Source organism: Pararobbsia alpina (assembly GCF_965118125.1).
Classification (GTDB): Bacteria; Pseudomonadota; Gammaproteobacteria; order Burkholderiales; family Burkholderiaceae; genus Pararobbsia; species Pararobbsia alpina_A.
In genome coordinates, this window is the sequence record NZ_OZ221288.1 from 504496 (window position 1) to 529460 (window position 24965).

Here is a 24965-nt window from a genome sequence, read left to right on the forward strand (position 1 = left end):
GCCATCTGGCCGCATGCGAGGCACCGCCAAATCGTGCGATGGGCAACTTCTTTCGTGTCTCTGACTCGGGTCTCTTATTCGCCTGCCAGCGAGTGATCGGGGCTGCGATGCGCTTCGGCCAGGCGCGTGACGAATTCGTCGACGAACACCTGCATGTTCGCGGTCACGTTCTTGTTGCGGATCAGCAGGTAGTTGTAGCCAAACAGCGCGGGGATAGCGACGAAGAGACCTGCGACCGTCGCGAGCAGCGCAGCTGCGATACCCGGGGCGATGGCATTGACGTTGACGTCGCCCGCCGCGGCGATCGCTGCGAACGTGATCATCACGCCCACCACCGTGCCGAGCAGGCCCAGGAACGGGCCACCGGAAATCGCGATCGTCAGCATGACCATCGAACGCGAGAGATGCTGGTTTTCGCGCACAAGCGTCGCGTCCATCGTGGCGCGGATGGCTTCGATCGATTCCGTTGTGATCAACGTGCGGCCGTTGCCATCGACGCGGCTATGGATTTCGGCAACGCCAGCGCGATAGAGGCGATACAGCGAGGAATTGCGGAGGCGACGACCATCATCCGAGCGTTCATCGATTTGAGCGAGGCCAACAAGGTGACGGCCCGCGACTTCGCGGAAGCGGCGAACGAAGTAGCCGTTGGCCTTGTCGACGTTGCCAACGTACGTCGCCTTGCGGTACATGACGATCCATGACAGCGCGGCCATGAACAACAGGATGCCGATGACAACCCATGCATCGACCGTCACTGACTTGACGATGATGCCGAAGTAGCCGAAGCCGAAGCCCGACTGCTTTTCGTCATTGCCATATGCGACAAGCTTCGATTCGGCACCCTGGCTCATGGCATCGACGGCGATCAGCGAGGCCGGGCGTGCAACCTTCGACAGGCGCAGTTCATCGATCTCACCGGCAAAGCCCGAGAAGCCTGCGGGGGCGTTGGCAACGTCGCCACCGATCGCAGCCGGGGAATTCAAGGCTGGCAGCGCTGCCGGGATCTGTGCGTACTGGTGACCACCCACGTAAAGCGTCAGCGTTTTGCCGTCTTCCGTTACAGCGATATGCGTCCACTGATTCGCAGCAACCGGCTGGCCCGCGGGCGTACGTGCAGGTGCTGCACCGCCGTCGACTTCGGCAAACGGCACGCCATTGTCGATACCGACCAACAGTGCGCTGCCACCATCGCGGCGGCTATACACGAGCGACTGCGCAGCAAGTGCCGAAGGCTTGACCCATGCGCTGAACGTAAAGGCGCCACCGTCCTTGATGGCCAGCGAAGGCGACGCAGGCACGGCGAGCGTGCTCGTGCCGTTGAATTGCGCGGCCTTGCCAAGAATGCCGTCTTCCGCAATACGTGCCGGTGCGGTCTGCGCATTGTTCGCAAACGCGGTCGTATCCTTCGGCGGCGTGCCCGACGTGTCCTCGAAGTGATACACGAGCGTGTAGTCCGGATCGAACGTATCGGACGGTTTGCCCGCTTCAGGCGCCTTCTTGTTGCCGTAGTACATCCAGATCGACTGCGTGGTGCCGGCCGGGAATTGCGGCACATCGACCCATACGAGCGCAACGCCGAGCACCGGATCGTATTGCTGGATCTGGTAGTTCAGCGGTGTCTTGTCGTCCGCGGCAACGAAGCGGATATCCGCGCCGTTATCTTGCAGACCGTCGAACTGGAAGTTGCCCGAATGCAGGCGAATCAGCAGCGGCACGCGGCCGGCGGATTCCGCGACATTGCCGCCCTTCGGCGTCGTGTCGATCGTGATCGCCTTGCGATACGACCAGTCGCCCTGCCACCAAGCGTGCGCCACGCCTGGCAACCAGGCGGACATCACGGTCAACATCACAACGAACAATCGCTTCACAATCGACTCCCCCGAAAAACAGGCTCACGCCTGGGCGGCCGCTCCTGGCCGCTCGACACAATTAGAAACTGGCGCGGATATAGAAATCGAACCGCGGGTTGTAGGCACGCGTGTACGTGCCTGCCTTAAGCGGGAACGCCATCTCGAGATCGGCGCTCGCGTACTTGAACAGCTGCATGCGCGAGCCCAGACCGACCGACACCATGTTGTAGCTCGAGATCTGCTCCGGCAGCGGGCTCAGCAACCAGAGGTGCGCACCGTCAACGAAGGCGTGGAAACGCCATTCGTTGAGATTGCTGTTCACGTACTTAGAAATGGACGGGCTGCGGAATTCGACCGAGCCGATCACGCCGTTGTCGGCGGTTTCCTCGGCTTCGAGGTAGCCGCGCACGGTGTTGATACCGCCGGCGGCGAACTCTTCGCTTGAAACAACCGGCTCATTGGCCAGCTGCGCCGAAGCGCGTGCGCTCAGCTGATAGTCCTGGTTAAACAGATGCAGGAACGACGCGTCGAACTTCGCGATCACAAAGTCAGCTGTCGCGTTGAAGCGCTTGTTGTCGAAGTCCTGAACGCTGCTGCCGACGCCGGGAATATTGATCATCAGCGACGTCCCGAACGTCGTGCGGTCGTGCTCATAGTTGAGCGCGCCGTTGTACGCGAGCGTCACCGGAACGTACGTCACCGGCGCCTGCGTGGTGGGCTGTCCGACGATCGAATCCGATTCCTGGAAGTGCTTGTAGTCGAGCTGTACGCTCGCAGTCTGCGAATACGTTTCCGTCGCAGGCAACGCGTAGCTCGCGTTGAATCCCACCGACGTACCCTTGCCGAGCACGCTGGTGCCACCAATGGCGGCGACATTGCTGTTCGAATGCAGCAACGAAGCCTGCAGCACCCAGTTGCTGTCAGGAATCGGAGCCGAGTACGCACCCGTGTAAACCTCGGCGTCACGCGGATGCTGAGGCGCAATGAGGAACGAGCCCGACAGCGTGTGGCCCATCTGCCACAGATTCGAGTAGCTGAGCGCTGCCACTGTGCGCAGCACCGAGGTATCCGGGCTCTGGTCGTTGTTGAGCTCAAGACTGCCGTGCCATGGACTGTGATCGTCGACATGCAGCGTCACGTCAACGGTCTGCGGCATCGCACCGGGAGCAAGTGTCGGCGTGACCTGTCGATCGGCGCTCTTGTTGAGGTCGCCAAGCTGCTGCTGCGCAAGCGTGAAATCTGCGACCTTGCCTTCGGCAAGTGCAGGCACCGCATCACGAATTTCCTGCGGCGAACTGTATTTCGCACCTTCGACGCGGACACGTCCGATCGACACCTCGTCGACCTGCAGATAGATCACGCCGTTGGCCACGTGCTGATCGGGCACGCTGACTGTCACCGCCTGATAGCCTTTGTCCTGGTAGACGCGCGTCAGCGCATCGGCTGCGGCGAGCACGTCTTTCATCGTGCGCCCCGGGCCCTCGAACGGATAGACTGCTTTTTCGATGTCGATCGGCTTGAGCATCGAATTGCCGCGCACGATGAACTCGTTGATATCGACGGTCGAGGGGTTTTCGGCGCCGTTGGGTCCGCCGACTGAAGCAGCCTGTTGAGCGCTCGCAGGTTGCGTTGCTTGCGCGGGTGCCGTTTGCGCCGACTGCGCCATCGCATGTGTCGCAATGCCAAACGACATCGTGCTCATCAGCACGGTGCCGAGCCGCCTGCGTTTGCGATGAAGAAAATCCCCGTGAAGCTTTGGCGTCATTGCGCCACTCCGTCTCTTGTGCGTGAGGTGAACCAGACTCAAACCGCGCGACTGGCAATCTTTTTCAGGCGTGGACTATAAAAACCAGCGGCGACACGAACATGACCGAATGTACGTACAGCCAATCAATATAAAAATGTACGTACAATTGGCACACATAAAGTCGCACTTCGGAATGACTGCACTCGAAATGGTGAGTACATTTTCCGGAAAATCAATCGCGCGCCGGGAGTGCAGTGCGAGAACCACGACAGATGCCGAAGAATCGATCGCGTGACCGATGTCGGCATAAACGCGAGATCTTAGAGACGTTGCGTGTCAGGAGTTCGGCTAAAGGTACTCACCATCTGTCACGCCTGACTGACATCGCGAACGCTACGATCGGAAAGGCGCGGCGTTCGTCGATACGCATGCGCGTCCGTAAAAAGGATAGGCATGTCGCCAATGAACCGCAGCGATGAGATGACTGACGCGCCAGACGCTCCCTCGTTCCATAACCGCGGCGCGGCCGCGCCTCAGCGCGATGGAATGCCGACGCGCTCTCGCGGCCGCTCATCTCCACCGCCGCCCCGGGTTCCGCCTGCACGATCACGCGGTGTTGCCATTGTCACCGTGTTGCTTGTCGTCGCGCTCGCAGCAACGCTTGCCGCAAGCGTCGCGTGGCGCGAGCTCGTTGCTCTGCATGACGTCAGTAATCAACGTCTGGGTGTGGAAACGATGTGGGCCGAGCGCGCCGCCGTCGAATGGGCGCGTGTCATGTTGCGCGATCAAGCCCGAAAGTCGAATGTCGCCTACGTCGGACAGTCGTGGTCGAATCCGGTAGACGATGTGCGCATTTCGGGGTTTCTTCCTGAGGATGCGCTACGCGTGAACAGTGATCTCGCCGACGCCTATGTATCGGGAAGCATCGAAGACGCTCAGTCCAAGTTCAACGTAATGGATCTCGTGTCGCGCCCTGCTCCGAGTGCGCCGTGGCAAATCAATCAAAACGGCGTCGAAGCTTACCGGCGATTGCTGACGCACGTGTCGCTCGACCCCGCACTTGCCGAGCAGACCGCAAAATACATGTTGCGATCGCTTGGCGCGGCAGGCGGTACAGGGAACGGCGATCAGGGATTTTCGACCGGCGGCAGCGGTAACTCGTGGCCGCTTCAGCTTGTCACCGTGGCTGACCTGGCGCGAATTCCGGGCTACGGCGCGCAATCGGTCAAGGTGCTCTCGGACTTCGTGACATTGCTTCCGGATTTCACGAACGTCAACGTCAACACCGCGAGCGAGACGGCGATTATTGCGGCGATACCGACGTTGTCAGAAAGCCAGGCCTTGATGCTGACGCAGCGGCGTTCAAGCGCCTATTTCGTCAGCGGTGGTGACGTTGCGCTCGTGCTTTCGCCACAGGCGGGCGCATCCCTGCCTTCCGGCGCGCTCGTCGACGTGACAAGCAACTACTTCTTAGTCCACTGCCGGATCCATTCAGCGAAGATCAATACCCGCATCGATACGCTGATCGCCCGTCACGGGATAGGAAACTTTGCATGGACGACCGTCGTCTGGGCGCATCGCATTGCGGCGTAGGGTCAGGTCCAGCGGCATCAGACAGAGCTGGCGCTCTGGCCATTCGCTAAACCGCGCACAGAACCGCTAAACAGGCGGGAAACGTCGCATCAACGCCCAGCAGCTGGTTGGGTCAACCAGCGCGTCCTGTGCCTGCCTCATCGTTCTCGCCATTGATCTGGCGCTCGAGCACAAGCTCGCGTTGCTCCTGAAGCAAGTCGTTCCAGTAGTCGATCGACACCAGGCATGCAACGGGATGGCCATACTTCGTCACCATCACCGGCTGCTCGCTTGCGTTGCGCAGCGCTTTCGATGGGTTCTTGCTGAATTCGCGTGTGGGAATTGCAAGTGCGTGCTGGTCAAGGAAAGACTTCACGGTGAGCCCTCTACTGGTGTGTGCCATTCGTCAGAAAACTCCAAGCGGTTGTTTTTACTCCTGACAACGCTTGCACCTGACGGTTTCGTTATTGGTCGGATGATTCTATATACGGCGATTTGGATTCACAAGATAGCTCGACAAATATTTTCACAGGATTATGAATGGGTCGAATTAATGGTGTCCTGGCACCCGTGATCGCTCATTGGTCGAGTGCAAGGCGATGTACGTACAATTTTGCAGGATGGAATGGTCAGAACCTAAATCTCAGTATTTAAACGAAAATTTGATCAAAAAAATTGTTAGTACATTTCCACACGCGAGCGTCATATTTGTAAATTCTATGAACACCGTTATTTGGAGCGGATTTCCCTCGGATTTAATAAATTCACAAACCCGGAACTCCGCGAAATAACTAGCGTGTATGTCGGTGTGCCATTTTGTTATTTGATTCTTTTTCGAAATGTTTATGCACTCGGGCGCTCCCGCAAGGAAGAACAAATTCGTTGCGTACGCCCAACGTGCCAATGACGAGGTCGCAATTAAGGTTGCCGCACGGCGAAGCTTCCGATCCCCGTGCTGATCACTTCGAGCCGTGTGTCGCCCGCGGACAGTGTGATCGTGACGGGTACAGAGATACTTTCCTCACCGAAGACGATCCGCGTCGGTGAGCCATGCCCACCTGTGTATTCAATACCCACCCGCGTGATGTCGACGCCCCACCGATGAGGCTTGAGCAGGTCGTCACGAATCGGCGCCCAGCCACCGCTCTCCGTCGCCTGAACGAAACGGTAGCCGCCGGCGATGGGTTCCCAGGCGATCCGGGCTGAACGAACTTGCGCTTCATCATCGGCAGACGCGAGCATCGTCGCCAGACGCTGAGCTTCTTCGTTGAGGCCGGACTTGCGGTTGAGCGATGGCGACAGCGCGACGAGGGAAATGAGAATGCCCGCGATCAACAAGACGACAAGCATCTCAATGAGCGTGAAGCCACTCGCCGTCCGGTGGTGCGCCCGACTGCATGGCCCCGCTTCCCGCGAATTGCGAATCGTATTCAACACGCCGAGCTCACGATACAAGGTTGTTGAGCTCGATAATCGGCAACATCACTGACAACACGATCACGAGCACGATGCCGCCCATCGCGAGAATGAGCAGCGGCTCGAGCAGACTTGTCAGAAACATCGTGCGGCGTTCGAGCTCATGCGATTCACCAGCGGCAGCGCGATCGAGCATTGTGGTGACATCGCCTGTCGCTTCGCCCGAGCGAATCATATGCACGAGCACCGGCGGGAACATGCGCGTATTGCCCAGCGCACGAGACAGCGACGAACCTTCGCGCACGCGAATGATCGCGCTCTCCACGTTCCCGCGCATGGCCAGATTGCTCAGCGTTTCGCCGGCCGCCTGCAGCGAGCGCAAAATCGGCACGCCTGCTGCGGTCAGAATCCCAAGCGTGCTTGCAAAGCGCACAGTGTTATAGCCCCGAATCAGCTTGCCGAACAACGGCGCCGTCAATACCCATCGATCGAACGCCAGCCGCGGCTTGGGCTGCGCGAATATTGCGCGCACGACGTACACGACAAAGATCGCAGCGAGCAGAAACATCCACCAACCTTTGCGAACCATGTCCGATAAGGTCATCATCAACACCGTCAAAAACGGCAGCTGCTGTTTCGTGCTGGTAAAGACATTGGCGACCTGCGGAACGACGTAGCTCAGCAGGAACATGACAATACAGAACGCGATGATCGTCACGATGCCCGGATAGGTGAATGCAAGCACGATCTTCTGCTTGAGCGCGTTGCGTTGCTCGATATAGTCGGCGAGACGCGTGAGCACGGTACCGAGCTTGCCCGTATTTTCGCCAGCGGACACCAGCGCGCGATAGATATCAGGGAAGTCTTTTGGGTGACGTGATAACGCATTGGCCAGTGCATGGCCCCCAACCACTTCGCCGCGGATTGCAGCCATGAGCTCGCGAACATAGTCACGTTCGGCCTGGTCGGAAAGCACGGTTAGGGCTTCGCCGAGAGGCAAGCCTGCAGTCAGCAAACTGGCAAGCTGTCGAGTGATGATCGCCTGCTCCCGGGCGGACAATCCGCGTCCGAACGAGAGCCGCTGCATGCGTGCACCGCGAGCCCTTGTCGCGGCGAGTTCCACTGCGATGGGTGCCAGTCCCTGGGTCCGCAACTGCGTACGCGCGCTACGCGCGCTGTCGGCCTCAACGACACCTTTCCTGGCTTTTCCTGCAACGTCGATAGCTTCAAAGCGAAATGCAGGCATGGCGGAGTCGACTCCCGACGAGGCCGTTGGACAGGAATGAATTGCGCGCCAAAGAATAGAAACGCGCGCATGAATGACGAAACACCGTAGGCCCAAACTGCTTCATGACCATGTCCGATTGAACGTACTTTTCGTTCTCGCTTCTCGCATTGGACGTCTGGCTGCATGTGCTCGACTTCCGTCGTCGCGCCATTTGGTACAACGTCCTTGACGCTGCGTTATAAGGACAATCGTTCATCGTTGTGTCCTGCCGACCGCCTACGCTGACTCAATATTCATCACGACAAAAAAAGCCGTTATACGGTATGCCATTTCAGTTCGGCATACCATGGCGGCACAAGCACAATATGGCGAAACGAGGAACGGCTTCACATGGAGAGCGAAGCAACAGCCGCGAATATCACGGCGATTTCTTCGCCCTGGCTGGCAAGACGCCCGAATGCACTACTGCGCATGAGGGCTTATGAAGGACCATCCGCTACTGCCTTATGCATTGCATCCGGACACGTGCGAGCAATTGAGCGTCGAAGCCTATCGCAAGGCCTTTGGTCATTTGAGCTCGGCGTCCCAGCCGCCTGCGCTATGTCCGATATGCGGCGAATGCGTCGAACTCGTGCGAGCGCACGATCGCGCCCAGACACTTCATTTCAGCCACCCTTCCCGTCTGGCCGAGCCCTGCCCGCTGGTTAGCGCGCTGGTGCCTGACACCCTGGCCCAAACGAGCATCCCTCGTGATCCCGCGCGCGAACTCAAGGCGCGAGGCCTCTTTCTTGACAAGTGGGTCTGGCATTTTCAGCGCGTCCGGGAACTCGCACCGGCGTACAGCATAGAGCGCTTTACGCGGGGAATTGCGCACGCTGATGTCTTGCACATATGGGCTTGCGAGGCGCTCGAGCAAAGCGATATTCCTTACCTGTTTCTCGCGCTCGCAGGTTCCATGATTGCTTCGGCGGAGACACCCCGTATCTGGTTTCGGTTCTGGTTCGACTCGTCCGTGCAAGCCGTCAGCGATCTGCATGGGCCTCGCGATATGCCTGCGCGGTTGTATCGGCTTCGCTATAGAAACGTCCAGCCGGGGCGCTTTCCGGAGACGCGTCATCTGACGGACTGGACAGAGATTCCGATGACGAGCGAGTTCCTGAACGGAGACGCGCCGCGAATCATGAGCGGCGAAAAGCAGACGTTCCAGGCGTTCCTGAATCGACGTTCAGGATCCGATCGTGATGAGGCCTTTGAGCTCGAAGCGTAGAGGGATCTCAAACCGGAAAAAATAACGCGTTGGGATTGTCACAGCGTTAATTGTTCCTGTTTCAGTTTCACACTATTGCTTCGCTCAATATCGATCGAATTTGAATACTGAGTTGTTCGTACTTTCTGTCGCCATGTCGCCTCGCCCAATTCATTGACAGTTCACGCGTGACCGGGGCGTGCATCTATATATTTTGAAGCGCAGTTTTGAAGTACGTCTGACTGCACACTCAATGACTTTCCTTCTTTCGTTTTTCCTCAAAAGGAATCTTCATGAAATCCAGCAAGCGCAAGATTTGCCAGGTGGTAGCACTCGTCATTTCGTCGATGGGCGCCACGATGGCGATGGCTGGCACGCCGTCGTTGCTCGGCGGTGGTTCGTCGCTGGTTGCACCGACGATCCAGTCGGAAATCTCGGCTTTCCCGGCTGCTGATGGTTCGGTGACGTATTCGTCGGTTGGCTCGGGTCTGGGCCAAACGGCATTTCTGAGCAATTCGCCGTCGTCGCTCAATTCGGGCACGGTGACGTACACGGGCACGGTTGACTTCGCAAACAGCGATGCAGGTCTGTCGGCCACGCAAATCTCGGCGTATCAGAGCAGCACGCTCGGCACGACGAGCGGCCCGCTGATCCAGATCCCGTACATCGTGACGCCGATCACGATTCCGGTGGTGAACGGTCCGAACGGTTCAGGCCCCACGCTCCCGAACGGTGGTACCACGAAGACGGTTGCACTGAATGACAGCGACCTGTGCGGCATTTTCTCGGGCAAGCTGACCAACTGGAACCAAGTGTTCAACCCGGTTTCGTCGGTTACGTACGCAAAGAATGCAACGATCACGGTCGTCTATCGTAGCGACAACAGCGGTACGACGGATCTCTTGACGCGCCATCTCGCCGCCGTGTGCTCGAGCACGACCTCGAACATCACGTTCACGGAAACGCAAAACCTGGCAGGGCTGTTCACGGCAGCCGGCAAGACGGTGCCCGCCAACTTCGTCAGCGCATCGGGTAGCGGCGGTGTGGCGGCTGTTCTCGTCGCTTCGGCCGGCGGCACTGCAGCAGCGATCGGTTACCTGAGCCCGGACTACACGAACACGTTCCTTGCACCGTCCAGCGCGCAAGCAAAGACGAATAACCTGAACGTCGCGAGCTTGCTGAACGCGAATTCCAACACGATGGAAATCCCGACGTTCTCGGCCGCCACCACGGCGCTCGGCAGCGCCGCGGCTCCGACGGGTTCGGCTGCTAGCCAGCCTATCAACTGGGTTCCGAACGTTGGCAATCCGACGTCCGGCTATCCGGTCTCGGGTACGAGCCAGATCATCCTGAGCCAGTGCTATGCGAACGCCGGTGCAGCCAGCCCGACGCCTGCACAGTCGATCGTCGATTTCCTGACGGCTCACTACGCAGACACGTCGGTGATCAACGGCAACGGCTTTGACGTTCCGGGCGCGTACGTCAGCGCAATCACGGCTGACTTCCTGTCGAACACGAGCACCCTCGGCCTCGACATCGGCGATTCGACGGTCTGCTCGAAGGTTACGGGCCGCTAAGCAGCAGAATTAGTTCGTTGAGTTTGAAGGCGTCTCGCGCAGTCAGCGAGACGCTTTTTCCTTTGAGACGCCGCATCCCGTTCGGGACATCTGGTCGCGGAGTCAGGTTTGGCTTGGCGGTTGGCCAGACACTAGGCGCCAATTGCACCGCTGTTCAATGCGCAATCCGTCTGATTGGCGATAGATATGTGCTCGCCTCCCTCCCTCAAAACTTCCTTTAAATTCATTCCATGAAACATCGTAAGCGCGTTATCTGTGAAGTCGTGATGATCGCCCTTTCGGCTGCCAGCGCCGCCAGCGTGTTCGCAGGAACACCGTCACTTCTTGCGGGCGGATCGTCGCTCGTCGCACCTTTGATTCAGACCGAAATAGCGGCGTTTCCGATTGCCGACGGTGCTATTACGTATTCGCCGGTTGGAGCTGGCCAGGGAGAGTCCGCTTTTTTAAGCAACACGCCGCAGTACCTCAACTCGGGTACAACCACTTATACGATGCCGGTCGACTTCGTAAATAGCGATGCGGCACTGTCTGCGATACAGCTGTATCAATATTTAGGGTCTTCCCTCGGTCAGGTCGACGGTCCATTGATCCAAATCCCTTACGTCGTAACGCCCATTGCAATTGCGGTCGTGGGTGGGCCGCGTCGTACGGGCCTGGCGCTGCCAAATGCAGGACCCAAATCCGTGGCACTGAATGACAATGATCTCTGCGGCATTTTCTCGGGAATGATCACCAATTGGAACCAGGTTTTCGATCCAATATCGCAGACTCTTTACACCTTGAACGCACCCATCACGGTCGTTTACGATGAGTCAAACAGTGGCGGAACTGATCTGCTTACGCGTCACCTCGCGGCGGTGTGCACATCAACGAATTCGCGCATTACGTTCGTGGAGCAGCAAAATTTTGCAGGTATATTCACTGAGGTCAACCATACGTTGCCAAGCAACTTCGTCGCCGCCTACGGTGACGCGGGGATGGCCAATGCACTTGTTTCACTTAGCAGTGCCGGTACAGCTGGGGTTGCCTATTTAAGTCCGAGCTTTACGAATACTTTTTTGGCCCCGTCGAGTGCGCCCGCCGCGTTGTATAACCTTCCAGTCGCGAGCTTGCTGAACGCGAATTCCAATACGATGGAAATCCCGACGTCCTCGGCTGCCACGTATGCGCTCGGCAACGCCGCGCCCCCGACGGGTTCGGCTGCTAGCCAGCCGGCCAACTGGGTTCCGAACGTCGCCAATCCGTCGGCCGGTTATCCGATCTCGGGCACTAGCCAGATCATCGTAAGCCAGTGCTATGCCAACACCGACGCGGCCAACCCGAGTCCTGCACAGTCGATCGTCGATTTCTTGACGGCGCACTATGGATATGCAAATACGTCGGTGATCATTGGCAACGGGTTTGACGTTCCGAGCGCGTACGTCAACGCGATCACGGCCGACTTCCTATCGAACGCGAACAACCTTAACCTCGACATCGGTAACGCTACGGCCTGCTCGAAGATCAAGGGTCGCTAAGCAACGCACCACTCAGTCAAGAGTTCGTCGAATCCGTCCTTGATGTGAGAGCGCAGCCCCGCTGAAGCGCGCGGGGCCTTTTTTGCGTGCACGATTTGAACCGGCTCTGTGCTTGACTCCGTACCGGGTCCTGAGGTCTGACAACGCAGAAAGGGAACTACGACCGGGCTAAGTAGAAGTGATGAAATGGGGCTACAAAACGGGCCAAAGTGAAGCGGCAAAGAGAAGGGGCTATGTCCCGTTGATCAGAACTTAGCCCCGGCGAACCATTCAATCGCTACCCATCGACGCCGCCACCAACCGACGCTACTTCTTGCAGTCTTTGTCGTTAGGCCGGCATCGGATGCCGAAGCCTGTCACCTCAACTGTCACGACCCATTGCCGGCCGCTTAGGTCGCTTGCTCGTTGGGCTACGTCCTTAGCGACCATCGAGGCAACTGACGCAGCTGCAGTCGCCGCCGTCAACGATGCGACGTTGACCGTAGCTCCGCCTGGCACGCCAATCGCCGTGCCCTTGACCTGGATGTTCGCGGCGTTCGAGACCTGAAGTGCCGCGATGTTCAGGTTCCCGGACACGCGAATGCCAGCAGCGCCTGCGTCCACCGTGCCGCGCGGCGCAATCAGGTTCACGTTGCCTGGCAATGCGCCGGGGATCGTTTGCAACGTGGCAATCCCCGCACCGGTGACTTCGCCGCGCGCGTCGAGCGTGCAATAGTGATTGACGTCGCAGACGTAGATTGGACCAGGGACATCGGCAGAGGTCGTTGCGCCCTTGCCCGCGTCGATGTCTCCGTTCGAGCTCCAGATCGTCATGTTGCCGCCCTGCTCGGTGAATACTCGGCTTTGAGCAAGCAGCAGGCTGCGATCGGTGAAGATGTTGATGTCGCCTTTCTCAAGCGTGAGTACACCTGCCGTTCCCGGTCCGGCAATCACGTTTCCACTAGTGTCGACGACGTCAGGCGGTGCGGAAGAACTACCGATCAGTGCCTGACCTCCAGGGCCGACGATCGATATGTTTCCGCCCTGCTGCGTCTGGATGGTCGTGCCACGCATGTCCAGATTGCCCGTCGACACCGTCGCACCGGAACCATTCGAGCCTCCATCAAGCGAGTTCGCCGTGTAGCCCATCGAAGCGGGGAACAACGTATTGATCGCCGCGTAACCGCGTGCGTATTGCCCGCGGTATGGACTATTCGGATCATGGAAGTCGGTGCCGACCTGGGTGAGGATATTGAACAGTACCTGGTTGATGAACAGTTGCTGAACGTATGACGGCAGCGATTGAAACTGGGCAAAAGCCTGTTGCACATCGGACGTCTCTGCCTGCTCTCCCTCGTAGCCTTCAACGAACTGCACAAGGGCCTGCGCGCTGCTGGGTACGTCGGACAAGCTAGTAGCCGGATTGATGTAGTTGGCAATGAACGCCGCATCATCGGCCCCTGGAGCAATGCCAAACATCACTTGAATCGCCGCACTCTCGTGCGGCAGGTAGGGGTTGTACGCATTGCCGACCGTCTGGATGCCTTCCAGTTGCGTATGCGGGTAATTGCTTCCTCCATACACAGCGTACACTTGCGCAGGGTTGGTCAGCGGGCCGATATTTCGCCCTGCTTCGACGTCCAACGTGCCTGGTCCGCCAAGCAGAATCGAAGGTACGACTACAATTCCCGCATTGGAAATCTTAAATGGCGTGTCGAGAATGTCGCGTCCCGCGACAATGCGTGTGACATCGTCGTCGTTAAGATTTTGTCCTTGGAATGATAGATTGACGATGTCCTGACCGGCCTCGATCAACGCGACCTTGCCGACGTTGATACCCACATACTGATTGAAGGCGCCGGCATTTGCGCTGCCTGCAGGAATCTGGGTGCCGTCGATGATGCTGCCATCGACGCTATAGATTCGAACAGGGTTGGGATCGTCAGCGTGCAGCGCAGTGGGCGTGTGGTTAAGCGCGTCGTTGTCGGAAATCAGATTCAGGGGGAGGCTCTGTTGAGTCGGCGACGGCATTTGCGACGCGTCGAAATCGAGCATCGTCAGGCCGTCGTACGCGCCTGCGCCTTGTGAAGAGATATTGATCGCTTGCTGGGCAATCAGGTTCAGGTTGCCTGTGGCAGACGGATAGAGTGCCCCGCCCGATGCCACGTCGATACCACCCGTGAGCGCGCTCAGGCTAACACTGGCTGGAAGCACGTAGGAGAAGTCGTGCGTGCCATCTGCGCCAATCATGTTCATCGCGGCGCCATTCATTTGACCGAGGCTGACATCGCCCGTGGTCGTCAGCACGCTAACCGAGGATGAGGCGGAGTAGCCTTGTGCGTCAGGTCCAAGAACGTTGTACACGTTCTTGAGGTTTCCTCCATTCAGGTATGAGGGGTCGAACACTCCGGCGATTTGCGCGCCCTGTCTGGCGGTGACAGATAGCGAACCGGATTGCGTTGCAAGTAGCGTTCCGAGGGTCTGGTTGATCGAAACGTTGCCACCGGCTGTCGTCTCGGCGTATGCAAGTCCATCGGGCACCACGGCACCTCCTGCGGTCAGCGTGCCCGAGCCGTTCGCCACGAAGTACGTGCCGCTCACGATGTCGCCCCCCGCAGCGACGTTCAAATTGCCGCCTCCAACGGTAATGACGTTATTGTTCGCGTCCTGATACCACGTGGTCGGCAGTGAAACACCCAGATCTGAAATGTTTCCTCCCGCCTTGACAGTCACATTGCCGCCGACGCTCAAGATGCCTTGATCGAAGGCGCCAAAGTCAATCGTCGTCTGCGTGACTCTCACGCCGTTGCTCGGGTTCGCTAACTCGAGCCATTGCCACCAGAATTGCGCGAGATCGCCTTGCACGATACCTGTCACTGCGCCCGTCTGATCGAGGGCATGTTCGCCCCCTTGAATGTCATGCTGAACGAGAATGGAGATGTCTCCGCCGCCTTGCGTGTTGGCGACCAGCCCGCTGACATACCCTGGAAGTCCCGACCCACCGAGGAGAATCGATCCCGTGTCACTTGTGGGAGCGCCCGGCACTGGCGTTCCGACCGTATATATGGCGCCTGGAATGAGATCGTATTGTTGGGGATTGGCGTAGGCGTTTGGATCGACCAGCAGGAGATCGTTTGCCGATGCGATCTCGATCGAACCGGCGCCGGTACGGACCATCGTCGGAACGAGGATCTGCTTGCCCAACGAATCCACGTATGACGTATGGCCGTCGAGCACAACACTTCCGTTTTCCTGACCGGAAAACGTTGACGCGGGCTGAACCGACAACGGATCTGAACTCGTGATATTGGCTCCGCCCACAAGTCGGAACGATGCGCTATTTCCGCCCATGACGGACGCCGCGGCGAGTGCCAATCGATTTGCCTGCGTCGCCAATGGCGAAGGCGTGTTGTCCGTACCGCCACTTCCGCCTCCGCCAGACGTTGGCGTATCCCATTGCACAGCCGGCGGCGGCAGGAACGCCAAAGGAGCCGCGGCGTTGATGTACTGATAGTAGTTCGTAACGAAGAAGTGAACGACCTTTTGCACGTACGCGCCGTATAGTTTCAGGTAGTTCGTATAGACCGATGGATCGGCTTGCTCCTGCGCCGCCGATGGCGCTAACGGAGGAACAAGTCCGCTGGTCGTCACTCCTTCTCGTTGGTAGGCCAACACCATAGAGTTAATGGTTACCAACATGCCGACGGGGCGGACCTCGAACTTGGACCATTCAGCGGGACCCGCTGAACCCAAGAACTTCGCGTATGCCAGGTACAGCGCGTAATACGCATCCTGCTCCTCCGTAGTCCCGCCTAACTGCGAAGGTTGGGCCGGCCCGGATGTCCAACTACTACTTGCGTTGATCCCATAGCGACTCGCGGCATAGCCGTAATATTTCGTGTTGTACGCTGCCTCGGCGGCAGCATAGTCTGGCAACACAACGGGGATCGGATTTGCAATCTGGAAGAACCCGTCCGTCAAACTCGCTTTCACGTCGAGCTCGTTCTCGGCGCGGAACGTGACGATCGGCGCAATCGTGTTTTCGAACCGGAATGCGAGCGCATTCTCTGAGGTTCCTGCGCCAAGATTCCAGTTCGTAACGACGGAGATGTTCCCGTTGTTGATGGCCGAATCGGGATTGTCGAGTTCGATGCCCGGCGCAACCTGAAGGCCGGGTACGCTTCCAGCATTGTTAATCGCAAGATTGTTCAGGCCGCTTTGGACGAAGCCCATCAGCGTGCCGGGTGTCGACGTGCTGCCGGTTAGATAGCCGTAAAAACTCTGATGATCGGCATTCACGCTGGACGCTGCAGGCGTAAAAATGTCATTGGCAAGATAATCCGCGAGCTGATCAGGTGTCGTGGGCGCAGGTAGTGCGCTTCCCGTCTGATCGGTCCAGGTACCCGCAACCATCGCCGGCATTCCTCCGCCCGACGTCGCATCGACAAACCATCCTGCTGGGTCGACGATCCCGTCGAAGTGCTTCGCCCCGGTGCTCGGGTCGATCGTGCTCCAGACGGCAAACGCTTCAACCTGTGTCGATCTCGAGCCGACAATGCCCTTTCCTTGCGTCGTATTGAAGCTGGCGGGCAGATCCAGGTTGACGGCGGTTCCACCCGCGAGAAGCGGCACTCGGAAATTGACCGTGCCGCCGGACAAGCCACCGAGTGAGCCGCCGGACACATCGACCAACGCATTCGCCCCGACGACGATCGTTCCCGAGTTCGCCGACGAAACGGACTCGTAGCCGTACGTCGGATCGATCTGAATCACTCCGCCGACGGTGTCGGGCGTGCCAGCCGTCCCCAGGTTGATCGTACCGCCACGCTCGTTTGGCGTGATGACGTCGCTCGATGGTGCCCAATCGCCAGACGCACTCTTGCCGGGCGTTCCGCCCACGGCCAGCAGCGTGCCTTCTACATCGACCAGCGTCTTGCCGTAGAGATCGATTTCCCCGCCTGCGTTGCCGCTCGCGTTGATGGTGCCCAGAATCTGCACGGCGCCATTGCTGGTGTCGGCACCGGGCGTGCCGCCGTCCGCAATGAGGCTCACGCTATGGGCGGTCAACGTATTGCCTGCTGACAGCACCAGGTTGCCGCTGTTCGATTGGACCGACACGCTGTTGTTGATACCGCTCGAAGCAAGCTCCGTCGCTAGCTCGTCAAGGTTGACCGCGCCGCCAGACAACAAAGAGAACGACCCGCCCAGATATCCCGCCGCGGCGGAGCCTTCGAGCGTACCGCCCAGCAACACCGATTGCTTCGGCGCGGACACGGTCAGACTCCCTGCATTGCCGCCGCCTGATGCACCGGCGAAATCGAGCGTAGATCCTGAAGCCAAAACAATGTTGCCCGTGTCGGCCGTCAGCGAGATGGCCCCTGCTGGGCCGTAGAGCGTGACATCGAAAAACTGCAACGGCGTGGCGGCGGTACTGATCAGGGCGCCGTTGCCTACTGTCAGATCGCCACTAGTCGCTTCAATGGTGACGTTGCCGGCCGGCGCCGCAATATTCCCGTTCACGTTCACCGACCCGCCCGTGAAAGTCCAGGCACCGCCGACCGCCGTGCGTTGCAACGGTGAACCGCTAGCACCGTTGAGATTGAGCACGCCCGTCGTCGTGACGGCCTGATTGGATCCAACGTCTGCGAGAATCACGGGTGCGGCGAATTCGACGCTCGATGCGCCGATGTCAAACGTGCCATTGCCCTGCGCAACGATGCTGCTCGCTGCCTCAAAGGCGACCGATCCAAAACCGGTCGTTGACCGAGTGCCTCCACCGAGGTCGAGTTCGCCCGCTTGAACGGTCAGCGAACCTGCGCCACCGATTGCCGTTGCGGCCGTGGCTCCGACGTCGTTCGTCAGCTCGATCTGCGGCCCTGTAATTGTGACGTTGCCGCCATTCCCATTGAACGTGCCCGCGCTCAGTTCGACATTGCGCGAGAACGCGATATCGAGGTTGCCATCGAAGTTCATGGCCCCTGCGCTTCGCAAGATGACATTCTGCGCTGCGCCAAGCTGCGCGATCTGCGTCGGTCCGACAACGAAACCCGTCAGGTTGCCTGCAGTCGCCGGGTCGCTCACGAACGTAATTGAAGAACCGTCGACGGCAATCGTGCGCCCCGATAGCGACGCGGTGGGGCTAAAGCCAAGATTGCCCGACGAATCAAGCGTCAGCGCCCATCCTCCCGACAAAGTCACATCGTCGCCGACGTTGAGCAAGCCCGTGCCTGTCGTGTCGTATCGCGTGACGACTGAGGGCGCACCGTTCGATACGCTTAGCAACGCGCCATCACCCGATATGCCGGGCGCGCCGGTCGATGCGTTGGCGACCTGACCGATAGTGATCGGCACATCCTTCGCAGCCGGGTAGTTGCCTTGCGCCTCAATGACGCTGCCGGCGTCGACGCGCAAGCCGTTGGCCGCGTTTGGATCAGTGCCGGTGTTGTCCGTCTTCGTCACGAGGATGACCTCGGGTCCCGCCAGCGGATGCGAGGCATCAGTCGAGACGACGACGCTGTTCGACTCCGGCGTGATCACGAGTCCTGTCGACGTCAGCGTACGCGTGCCGCCGATAAGCAAGCTGCCTGCCCCAAGCGCGTCAAGATCACTCGAATCGATTTGCAGATACCCCGGCAAAGCAGCTTCGCCCGATCCGACCACCTGGATATCGCGCGATGCGATATCGACTTCTGCGGGCCCACCGCCCGGAGCAGGCGCTGCATCTAGCCTCGCGCCGAGTTTGAGCGTCTGGCTCGCCGACAACACGAGTTGCCCGGCGTCTTGCGGCAGCATCGGTGTGACCGTGCCGTTCGTGATCGCGAGCGACGAGAAAAACGCGTTGGCACTCGTCGAGGTGTATTGCGAATACTGTTGCCACACCGACGATGATTGAACGTTGAATAGCACCGGGGTGGCGGAACGCGATCCCGTCAGTGAATTGGCAAAGTAACCTGACGTGACTACCGTGCCATCCGGCAGGACTTGAGATGCACCTGTGGGCGCTCCTCCCGAAGCGGTTGAAAGCGTGACGCGATATGCACCGGGGAGTGTTGCATATTGAGCCGGCAACAATGTGTAGACACCGGGAGCAAGCCCGGGCACGCCGGACAGATACACGGATTGGCCGACTTCGCCGTTCAGAGCCGCGTCACCCACACCGATGCCCACGGTGGTCGTCGACACGGTGCCGTTGTTCTTCGAAGGCTGCAGGCTCTGCGCGTATATTGGATCGTAGGCAGCAACCGGCGATTGCGTGCCAGGCAGGATCGCGTAGACATTGCTCGCGCCGGCATTGACGGGAACCGCAACGCCGGCTGCTGACGACGCGTAGCTGACGTTGTACTGCGACAGCAGATTGCGCGTACCGCCCGTACCGGGCACCCATTCCGATGCTTGCAGGTCTCCGCCGCCCGACAGGTCGATCGACGCGCCGGCACTGAGCGCGACGTTTGCGCCGTTGAGTCCGACATATTTGGCGGGCGGCGCGGTCAGGTCCGGCGCCGAACTCACCCCGATGACCGGGTTGAATTGCCACTCGACGCCGTCGACCGTTGTGCCGAAGGGGATGATCGCACCGTCGTTCGACACCGACGTGATACTTCCATTTTCCATCGTCACATTTTGAGTGGCGACGATCGGCAGATTGTTGAACTGGGCGAGCGTATTGGCATCGGTCGGATCGCCGACGCCGAGAATCAGGGTGCCGGACGGCGCGCGTACCGTGCCGCCTTGATCGATGTTCGTCGCGTCGATAAGCAAGGTGCCACCCGCCGATAGCGGCGCACTGGATGCACCATTCGACTTGAAAGTCACGTTGGTCGGCAAAACCGTCTGTGTTGTCGGGTCGGTCGCTCCCACCGCATCGATGATGAATTCGCTGCCCGTCGACGGATAGACATCGCGGGCCGCGAAAGTCACGTTGCCCGACGTGAACAGCTCGCCGGGTAACAACGCATTCGAGCCATTGGGATTGGGCAGCGTCGAACTCAACCGGATATCGGTCGCGCTCGTCACGTTGAATTGACCGACCTGATCCAGCTCGGTCTGGTTCAGGATGTCGACAAACGATGCGTTGATATTCAGCGTCCCATCGCCAGCCGCGCTCACCGGGCGGATCGGAGTCCATGCGGAGAACGCGGACACTGGGCCGATTTCGACGTACGGTGCGCTCAGTGACACGACCGGAGCGCCGATTGACGCTGAGCCATTCGCGTTTGCGGGCAGCGACGTGGCGCCTGCTGGAAGCTGAACGATGCGCGTCGTGTCGAGCATCAAGGAATTAGCCAGCGATAGTTCGACGTTGCCGGCGAAGGCAATGGGTGCGAGCGCATTGCTGCCCAGCACGCTGCTGATTTTCAGTGAGCCGATGTCTGAACCTTCGAGACGATCGACCGAAAATTGCAGTACCCCCGTCGGCGTGCCGAGGGACTGCCCAAGCACATCGCCCGTCGCCAGATCACCCGACTGTTGAAGAATGAACGCCTTCGCACCGGGTAAAGCGGTGGTCGCTTTCGATGTGATCGAGTACGCGCTGCCCCCCTGATTGACGCCGATCAGCGAGAGCGTGCCGCCGTTAGCCTGGGGCGCCCCGCCGTGTCCGACCAGCGTTGCGTCCAGCGCAAGGCCACTTGAGGCGTTGATGGTGATGGATCCCGCATCGCTCCAGACTTGCTGAGGCGCGTAGCCCCCTACCGATGCGGGTTCGTCAAACACCGCCGATGTTCCGGACACATCGATGCGCGAACCGGCCTGAGCGACGATAAAGCCCGAGTCGTCGGAAATCGTCACGCTACCGCCCGCGAGCACCTTACCTTCATCCGGGACAGCCCGCTGCGTACCAATTCTGACTGCCGCCGGTATTGGATTTGTCAACGCGACGCCTGACACATCCAGCACGGCGTTTTGACCCAGCCATACTGACTTTGTGTCACTTGTAACCGCGGTTTGTCCAGTCGGAGGTTGCCCCGAAGGCTGCGCGATGGCGCTGGCGCCCGAGTCGGCGCTCAGCGTGATGGAACCGCCTGGCGCGATCAGCGATCCGAGGACAGTGACTTGCGCAGGACTTGCGAGCGTGATGCTTGCTCCCGCATCGCCGACGATCGCCGCTCCGTCTCCGAGCGTCACCGCACCGGTGACAGCGGGCGAATAGTTGGCCGTCGTATTGGACTGCGTCTTCCACGTCAAGTACGTGCCCGCGCTCAATAGCAGACTGGTCGGTTGGCGATCATAGGCATCGATTGTCCCAAGGTTCGTCAACGATCCGGCATGGATGTCAGAGCCTGTGACGGTCTGCCGCAGCGCTGAAGTATCGGGAATGAGGTTCTGCTGCGTCAACGCCACGATCGTTCCAGGTTCGACCGTAGCGTCGTAGAGCGCGTTGAGCACGTAGTTGCCGAAGCCTTGCCGCGCAAAGAAGTCAGCAGGAAGCACCACACTCCACGACGGTGCCGTTGACGCATCGCCGCCAATCTGGATGCCCAGCGCCTGGAGCGTCAGCGTGCCGCCGCCGGAAAAGCCGAAGCTATCGATGGAGCCGTCCAGCAGGATATGGCCCTGCGTCGGCATCGTGGAAGGCAGAACCGTGCCGTCAGCAGTGTACGCATCGTTGTAGGTCACGAGCGACACACTGCCGCCCTTTCCTTCTGGGATCCCGTTCTGCATGAGCAACTGGCCGTTCGCAAGCATCTCGCCGCCACTCGACACGTCGATGACGCTGCCGGGTTCAAGCAGGATCGACCCCTGAAATGTCGACCCCGTAGTCAGCGACACGCTTCCGCCATTGATGTACTCGCTGCCGCCCTGCGTGGTGCCCGAGGCAACCGTCGTGTCGTTATTGATCCATTGGCCCGCCGCACTCAACGTGCCACCGGAGCCAACTGTGATGTCTTTGCCGGCGCTGATCGAAATGGACCCGGAGGGCGCGATGAGCGCCCCATCGATCGTGACGGCAGCGTTAGGTGCATTCAGCACGATCGAACCACCCGCCTGGACGGAAAGTTCGGAGCCTGCGGTCACGATGATCGAGTTGCCTTTATTCTTGTCGCTCTGAATGTTGACGTTTGAAAATCCACCGTTGGTCAGCGTGTTGACCGGGACGACCGTGGTCGCCAGCACGTTATTCGGGTCGGTGCTCGACAAGGCACCCAGAGCCGTAGGATCGAACTGCGTTGTCGCTGAAAAACCCGGTGAGATTGAATTGAGGTCGGGCGCACTTCCCTGAAGCAGGATGGTCCGGAAATCGCCGGTCACATTAGGGAACGAACCCGCCAGGTAGGCCGACGCGAAATCGGTCCCGAGGTTGAACGTCCCACCAGACGGGAGCGCATTACCCTGCGTCTGCTTTGTCCCGCCAAAAGCCTGCGCGCTGACGTTGCCGTCAAGCACCATCGCGCTGACCGCAAACACGCTGAGGGTTCCCGCATTGCCACCGACAATGAAATCGTCCTCGTAGGTATTCCCGGCCAGAAGCGGGTTGTACCAGGTCTTGGTCACGTTCCAGCGCGGATGGCTTTCGATGAACTGTCCTGCAACGCCCACGAATGTGTCGTAGGGATTGGCGTCACCGATCGGCACGACTGCACCGCTCGCATCGATGAGGCGTGTGGTATTGACGGTGCCACCGAGGTAGTGAACGTAGCCGCCGTTGAGATAAAGCGACGACCCGGCGGCCGTGATCACTTGGTCGCCCGCCAGCTCGACGGTGCCGCCGTTGATCAGCAACTGATCAATCGTACGGGGCATCAGGGCCACTGCACCGGAAAGATTCAGAATCGGACTGCCAACCCACTGAAGGCCATCGGGATTGGTCCCCGACAGCGTACTGTCGACGATGACGTTCTTCATGTCGAACAACACACCGCCACGCAACAGCGGCGAGTTGGCGAGTTCGTTCAGGCCAACGAGCGGCACGGTCAACAGCGTGTCCGACACAGGAAGTTCGACGTTCGCGAGGCCGGATACGTCGATTGACGCGCCCGCGTCTACGTAGACGCGTCCCGCAACACTGGTATCTCCAGGCACGCGCACGTAGTTGGTGCCCGTACTACCCTGCGTGAGGGCAGCGATCTTCACTGTGGAGCCCGGTGCCTCGATGAGCGCTCCCCCCTGGAGCCAGACCGATCCGCCGCCAATGTCGATGGAACCAGGCGTAAATGTGACGCCGGGCGTGGAGGTCGCCGTCTGCCCGTCCTTGTCCGGCAGCGCTGCGACGACTGACCCGTTGCCGAGAATCACGGCGCCCGCACGCTCGGGATTGGAATTAGTACCCGGCACGACGCCATTCGTGTACGCACCTCCCGTAGGCGTATTGGCAACATATTCGTCACCCGCCGCAATCTGAATCGCGCCGGGAACGTTGACGCTCGTCGTCACAGCCACAGCACCATTCTGATTGACCATCGTGCCCAGCAGGTTGATGTTGCCGCGCGAGGACTGAACGATCCCTGTATTGGTAAGCGTGCCGACCGGGGTGATATCTACTAAGGCATTCGCGGATTCCTGCGCAGTGCCCACCTTGACTGCGCCCGTCACAATAGGCTTCAGTATCGCGGGGTCCGAAGTTGCGATAAAGCCCACGCCAACGCCGGCAGCGAGAACGATCTGACCGTCATCGGCAGTAATGGCGCCCGCATTGGTCAACGTCGGGGCTGCGAGTAAAACAACGCCCCCATCGCTTGCGGTGCCGTTGCTGTGGGTGTTGATCGTCGCCCCCGGCGACACGACGATGCTTCCAGGGGTCGCATACTCGGAAGGCGAAGATACGTACACAATGTTGCCGAGGCCGAGCACTTCGTTTGGCAGCGTCGAGCCGCCATTCGCGGTGTTCTGGCCAGCCTCAAGCGGCGCCAATCCTCCCGCGGCGCCCCCCACCAGCGAGAGAAACTGCTGATTACTCGAAGCAATGTCGCCAGGCGTCTGAATGGGATCGTCGTTTTTGTTCAGCAAATCCAGTGACGACGCGATCAGCGAATGCACGTTGACCTGTGATCCCGCGCCGAACAGGATCCCGTTGCGGTTGATCACATAAACCGACCCCTGAGCCGTGATGTGCCCGAAGATCTGACTCGGCGCGCCTGACGGATCCTGAATCCGATTCAGCACGACCCAATTGTTCGTGCCGTTGCTTTGCGTGCCCGTCGACTGATCGAAGTTAAGTGTCGTGCGTGAGCCGACATTCATCGTCTGCCACGTCAGCACCGCGTTTTGCGCGTTCTGCTTGACGTCGACCGTGATGGAGCCATCGGCGTTGGTCGTTTGTTGCGGCAGGTTGGCGTTGATCCACAACACGGGGTTGTTCGGATCGGCACTCGCGCCGGGCGCAACCTGCAGACCGCCAGGCGCTAGCCCGTTCGGCACGTTTGAGACCGTGGCCGCTGCAGCCTGCGCCGCACTCTGCTGCGCTGCGATCTGTGCGGCGAGCGTCTGAACCGTGTGCGCAAGGTTCTGGATCGACGACTGGCTGGCGCGTAGCGCCTGCTGCGGCGACACGCCAATCGCCGGAAGACCGTTCGCGACAGCCTGATTACGCGCCGCACTCACCTGCGCCGCCACACCCGACAGATTGATCGGTGCTGCGTGTGCGCTCGTCACCGCCCCTGTTGCAAACAGAATGGCAACGGCCCGATACACCGGGTTCAGCGTCGAGCTGAAAAGGTCTTGCGTCTCCTGCGAGCGGCGGCCCCGTTTGTCTGCGCGCATCCGTGCTGTCATCGTCGATTATCCGGACATAAAGAAGTCTCGACCGAATCCAAACACGCCTGCCCACAAGCGCCGTTTCGGGACACGGTCTCCCCTGTTACGACGTCGAGGTCGCTAACAATCGCGGGGAGATT

At 59.6% G+C, this 24965-nt stretch carries 10 protein-coding genes; 4 read left to right on the forward strand and 6 right to left on the reverse strand.

From position 1 onward, the window contains the following. Positions 1 to 74 precede the first annotated feature (74 nt). Positions 75 to 1850: a DUF2341 domain-containing protein gene (locus ACMFWR_RS20715; RefSeq protein ID WP_413197303.1), complete on the reverse strand. Its 1776-nt coding sequence runs from the start codon at positions 1848 to 1850 to the stop codon at positions 75 to 77. An 82-nt stretch (positions 1851 to 1932) separates the two neighbouring features. Then, the gene (locus ACMFWR_RS20720; RefSeq protein WP_413196569.1) at positions 1933 to 3618 is read right to left on the reverse strand and encodes a ShlB/FhaC/HecB family hemolysin secretion/activation protein; all 1686 of its coding nucleotides are present in this window, start codon (positions 3616 to 3618) and stop codon (positions 1933 to 1935) included. A gap of 528 nt (positions 3619 to 4146) precedes the next feature. On the opposite strand from ACMFWR_RS20720, the gene gspK reads away from it, so the two are divergent. After that, a complete protein-coding gene (gene gspK, locus ACMFWR_RS20725; protein WP_413197304.1) occupies positions 4147 to 5193 on the forward strand; it encodes a type II secretion system minor pseudopilin GspK in 1047 nt (348 codons plus the stop codon). A gap of 112 nt (positions 5194 to 5305) precedes the next feature. Here the strand turns inward: gspK and ACMFWR_RS20730 are convergent, their stop codons facing one another. The 3 genes from ACMFWR_RS20730 to gspF form a co-directional block, all read right to left on the reverse strand. Continuing rightward, positions 5306 to 5548, reverse strand: coding sequence for a type II toxin-antitoxin system prevent-host-death family antitoxin (locus ACMFWR_RS20730; protein ID WP_413196570.1), 243 nt, complete (start codon positions 5546 to 5548; stop codon positions 5306 to 5308). Positions 5549 to 6090: 542 nt separating this feature from the next. After that, positions 6091 to 6609 (reverse strand): GspH/FimT family pseudopilin, encoded by a 519-nt coding sequence (locus ACMFWR_RS20735; RefSeq protein ID WP_413196571.1) that lies wholly within the window; start codon positions 6607 to 6609, stop codon positions 6091 to 6093. Positions 6610 to 6616: 7 nt separating this feature from the next. Next, positions 6617 to 7834: a type II secretion system inner membrane protein GspF gene (gspF, locus tag ACMFWR_RS20740; RefSeq protein WP_413196572.1), complete on the reverse strand. Its 1218-nt coding sequence runs from the start codon at positions 7832 to 7834 to the stop codon at positions 6617 to 6619. Positions 7835 to 8297: 463 nt separating this feature from the next. Here gspF and ACMFWR_RS20745 point away from each other — a divergent pair, with 463 nt between their 5' ends. The 3 genes from ACMFWR_RS20745 to ACMFWR_RS20755 all read left to right on the forward strand — a co-directional run bounded on the left by ACMFWR_RS20745 (position 8298) and on the right by ACMFWR_RS20755 (position 12156). Next, a complete protein-coding gene (locus tag ACMFWR_RS20745; protein ID WP_413196573.1) occupies positions 8298 to 9083 on the forward strand; it encodes a hypothetical protein in 786 nt (261 codons plus the stop codon). A gap of 272 nt (positions 9084 to 9355) precedes the next feature. Continuing rightward, positions 9356 to 10639 carry a substrate-binding domain-containing protein gene (locus ACMFWR_RS20750; protein ID WP_413196574.1) on the forward strand — a complete coding sequence of 428 codons (1284 nt, stop codon included), beginning with the start codon at positions 9356 to 9358 and terminating at the stop codon, positions 10637 to 10639. 230 nt (positions 10640 to 10869) lie between these two features. Next, positions 10870 to 12156: a substrate-binding domain-containing protein gene (locus ACMFWR_RS20755; RefSeq protein WP_413196575.1), complete on the forward strand. Its 1287-nt coding sequence runs from the start codon at positions 10870 to 10872 to the stop codon at positions 12154 to 12156. A 306-nt stretch (positions 12157 to 12462) separates the two neighbouring features. Here ACMFWR_RS20755 and ACMFWR_RS20760 read toward each other — a convergent pair whose 3' ends face one another. After that, positions 12463 to 24843, reverse strand: coding sequence for a filamentous haemagglutinin family protein (locus tag ACMFWR_RS20760; protein WP_413196576.1), 12381 nt, complete (start codon positions 24841 to 24843; stop codon positions 12463 to 12465). Between the last annotated feature and the right edge of the window lie 122 nt (positions 24844 to 24965).